Here is a 3,822-nt window from a genome sequence, read left to right as displayed (position 1 = left end):
TCACCCGCGTGGGGGTCGGTCGGCGCGGACCAGGCCGGTCTCGTAGGCGATGATCACGGCGTGCACCCGGTTCGGCTCCCTCGGGGTCGGGGACGTGCTCCATGAAGGTGTCGAGCAGCCGTCGGGTCAGTGCCGGGGCGACCACGGCGTCTCCGGCGGCGACGGCACGGATGCCGGCCAGCAGTTCTTCCGGCAGGGCGTCCTTGAGCAGGAAGCCGCCGGCCCCGGCGCGGAGTGCGCCGTAGGCGTAGGCGTCCAGGTCGAAGGTGGTCAGGACGAGCACCTTGGTGCGGCCGCCGGAGGCGACGATGCGTCGGGTGGCCTCGATGCCGTCCATCCCGGGCATCCGGATGTCCATGAGTACCACGTCCGGACGCAGTTCCGCGGCCAGCCGAAGGGCCTCGGCGCCGTGGGCGGCCTGGCCGACGACGCTGGTGTCGGGGTTGTTCTCGAGCAGCATCCTGAAGCCGAGCCGCTGCAGCGGCTGGTCGTCGACGATGAGCACGGTGGTCAAGGCCGGTCCTCCTCAGGTGCGGGCCCGTGCGCGGGCTCGGGTGCGGGTGGGGTCTTGGCCGCCGGTTCGGGGCCGAGCGGCAGGACGGCGTGGACCAGCCAACCGCCGTCGCCGGTGGGGCCGGTGCGGGCGGTTCCGCCGGCGAGGGCGGCGCGCTCGTGGATGCCGACCAGTCCGCGCCCGTCCTGGTCGCCGCCGGATCGCACGGGTGCGCCGTCCGGGCCGCCGGTGTCCTGGACCCGCACGTCGACCTGCTGGTCGCCTACGCGTAGCACGACCTGCACGCCGGTCGCGGGTCCGGCGTGCTTGAGGCTGTTGGTCAGTGCCTCCTGGACGATGCGGTAGACGGTGAGCTGGACCCCGGGCGGCAGGGCGTCCAGGTCGCCGGCGGTGCGGTGCGAGATCCGCGGCCCGGCCGCCTGGATGCGCTCCAGCAGTGCGGCGAGGTCGGCCAGTCCGGGTTGCGGGGCCAGTTCGTCGGCGGCCGGCGGTTGGAGGGCGCTCGCGCTCAGGGCGCTGAGGGTGCGGCGCAGTTCGCTCAGCGCCTGCCGGGCGGTGCCGGCGATGACGGGCAGCACCTCGGCGCCGCGGGCGGGGTCGTTGGCGGCCGCATAGCTGGCCCCGTCGGCGAGGCCGATGATGACGGCCAGGTTGTGGCCGATGATGTCGTGCATCTCGCGCGAGACGCGGGAGCGTTCGGCCAGGGTCGCCAGCTGCACCCGCTGCTCGCGTTCCACCTCCAGCCGGTGGGCGCGGTCGGCCAGCGCACCGAGCTGTGCCTGGCGGGCCCGCACCACCAGGGCAAGGGTGGCGGCGGCGACGGAGGTGGCGCAGAGGAAGAACAGGCTGTACAGGGGTTGCTGCTCGAAGGGCTTGACCCGGTAGGCGGACACCGAGAGGCCCGCCAGCAGGAACGGCGCGGGCCAGAACAGCCGGTTCAGCCGCTCGTAGCGGGCCAGCGAGTAGATGGCGACCAGCAGGCCGACGACGCTGCGCTGCGATTCGCCCCAGCACGCCCACTGCACGACGCAGGCGGCCAGCACGAGCGCCAGCACGGCCAGCGGTGCGCGCCGCCGCCACACCAGCGGTACCGACTGGCCCAGCACGGTCAGCACCACCAGCGCGGTCGGAGCCTGCACCGCGGCTTTGTCGTACCAGGTCCGGCCCGGGGCGATCAGACCGGCCGTGAGCAGCGCGAGGGCGAGCACCGAGTCCAGCAGCAGCGGCCTGCGCCGCACCGCCCGGCGCATCCGCCGGACCCGGCGCACGGCCCGGCGGGCCAGCGGGTTGCCCCACATCTGCTCGAACTCGGGCGGGAACACCGCCTGCGGCGGTGGGCTGCCAACGCTCACGATCTGGACACCTGCTCCTCCGGGTTCCCGTCCTCCACCTGCGCGAAGGGCCCCCACGGCCCACTCTAGGTCGGCCGTGGGGGCCACAGCGTGCGCCGGGGGGCGCGTCCTGTGCTCTTCCCTATGCGTCGGAGCGCTTCAGCCGCCAGGCTGCGCCGGCGAGCGCCAGGGCCACCCATCCGGCGAAGACCGCCAGACCCGCACCGGGGCTGAGGGTGTTGCCGGCCTGGTGCAGGGCGTAGATCGAACCGCCGGCGTTTCCCGGCAGGTAGGGGCTGATGTCATTGCCCAGGCTGCTGGGCAGCAGGCCGGCCAGCACGTCCAGCAGCATCAGCGAGGCCACCAGCAGTCCGATGCCCCCGGCCACCGAGCGCACCAGCGCGCCCAGGGCCACCCCGAGCACGCCGACCAGCGCCAGGTAGACGCCGGCCCCCAGCAGGCTGCGCAGCACGCCGGACGAGGACAGATCCAGCGCGATCGCCTGGCCACTGAGGAAGTGCTCCCCGGCCAGGAAGGAGACGAAGGCGCCGACGGTGGCGACGACCAGGGCCACCACACCGAAGACGGCGGCCTTGGACCAGAGCACCGGCAGCCGCCTGGGGACGGCGGCCAGGGTGGAGCGGATCATGCCGGTCGAGTACTCGCCGCCGGCGATCAGCACCCCGAGCACGCCGATGGCCAGCTGGGTGAAGCCGATGCCGCCCAGGGCGACGCCGATGGCGTCCTTGGCGTCCGCGCCGGGGCCGCGTCCGGTGCCGGAGGGAGAGTAGTTGGCCGCTCCGAGCAGGCCGGCGACGACCAGGAGCAGCAGGGCCACGCCCAGGGTGATCCAGGTGGAGCGCAGCGACCAGGTCTTGGCCCACTCGGCGCGCAGCACCCGCAGGCCGGTCACCTTGTAGACCGGGCGGGCAGGGGCGGTCACGGTACTCATGCGGTGCTCCTGGCGAGCGCGGGGGCGGGGCTGGAGGGGGGTGTGGTGGAGCCGTGGTACTCGACGGAGTCCTCCGTCATGGCCATGAACGCCTCCTCCAGGGAGACGGCCTGGGTGGTCAGCTCGTACAGGGGGAGCCCGTGCTCGAAGGCCAGCGTGCCGATCTGACGGGCGGTCAACCCGGAGACGGTGAGTTCCTCGGAGCCGGGGGCGCCGGTGACCTCCACCCCGGGTCCGGCCAGCAGGTCCCGAAACCGGGACGCCTGCGGGGTGAGGACCTTGACGCTCTGTCCGCCGGCGTCCTGGATGAACCGGGCGACCGTGGTGTCGGCCAGCAGTTTGCCGCGTCCCACCACGATCAGGTTGGTGGCGGTCTGCGCCATCTCGCTCATCAGGTGCGAGGAGACGAAAACGGTGCGCCCCTGCGCGGCCAGGCCGGTCAGCAGGTTGCGGATCCACTGCACGCCCTCCGGGTCCAGGCCGTTGACCGGCTCGTCCAGCATCACCGTCTGCGGATCGCCCAACAGCGCCGCAGCGATGCCGAGCCGTTGGCCCATGCCGAGCGAGAAGGCCCCGGCCCGCTTGCGGGCGACCTGGGTCAGACCGGTGAGCTCGATGACCTCTTCGACCCGGCGGCGCGGGATGCCGTGGGTCAGGGCCAGGGCGTTGAGATGGTTGAAGGCGGAGCGGCCCGGGTGGATGGACTTGGCCTCCAACAGGACGCCCACCTCCTGCAGCGGGGCGGGGTGCCGGTCGTAGCGGCGGCCGTTGACCTGCACCGAGCCACTACTGGGTGCGTCCAGGCCGACGACCATGCGCATGGTGGTGGACTTCCCCGCGCCGTTGGGCCCCAGGAAACCGGTGACCGTGCCCGGCCGGACGGTGAAGTCCAGACCGTCGACGGCCGTCTTCTCGCCGTACCGCTTGACCAGCTGATGGATCTCGATCATGGATGCGTCCTCAGGTTCCGGTGCAGGGACCGCCCGTTGACGGCACTGCCGCCGACTGACGGTGGTGCGGCCGAG

At 73.1% G+C, this 3,822-nt stretch carries 4 protein-coding genes; all 4 read right to left on the bottom strand.

Annotated elements, in window-relative coordinates; genetic code table 11:
• Positions 1–514 (bottom strand): response regulator (locus tag IF29_RS0140890; RefSeq protein WP_051726699.1); only part of this gene is annotated, 514 nt, incomplete at its 3' end.
• Complete coding sequence (locus IF29_RS0140885; protein ID WP_157624208.1) at positions 511–1,866, bottom strand: sensor histidine kinase; 1,356 nt, start codon at positions 1,864–1,866, stop codon at positions 511–513. The genes IF29_RS0140885 and IF29_RS0140890, both read right to left, overlap by 4 nt.
• 121 nt (positions 1,867–1,987) lie before the next feature.
• Positions 1,988–2,797 (bottom strand): ABC transporter permease, encoded by an 810-nt coding sequence (locus IF29_RS0140880; protein WP_030267504.1) that lies wholly within the window; start codon positions 2,795–2,797, stop codon positions 1,988–1,990.
• Complete coding sequence (locus IF29_RS0140875; protein WP_037598710.1) at positions 2,794–3,747, bottom strand: ABC transporter ATP-binding protein; 954 nt, start codon at positions 3,745–3,747, stop codon at positions 2,794–2,796. Before IF29_RS0140875 ends, IF29_RS0140880 begins: the two co-directional genes overlap by 4 nt.
• Positions 3,748–3,822: the final 75 nt, after the last annotated feature.

This window comes from Streptacidiphilus jeojiense, from assembly GCF_000719095.1.
Taxonomy (GTDB): domain Bacteria; phylum Actinomycetota; class Actinomycetes; order Streptomycetales; family Streptomycetaceae; genus Streptacidiphilus; species Streptacidiphilus jeojiensis.
This window is presented reverse-complemented; position numbering and strand designations above follow the sequence as displayed.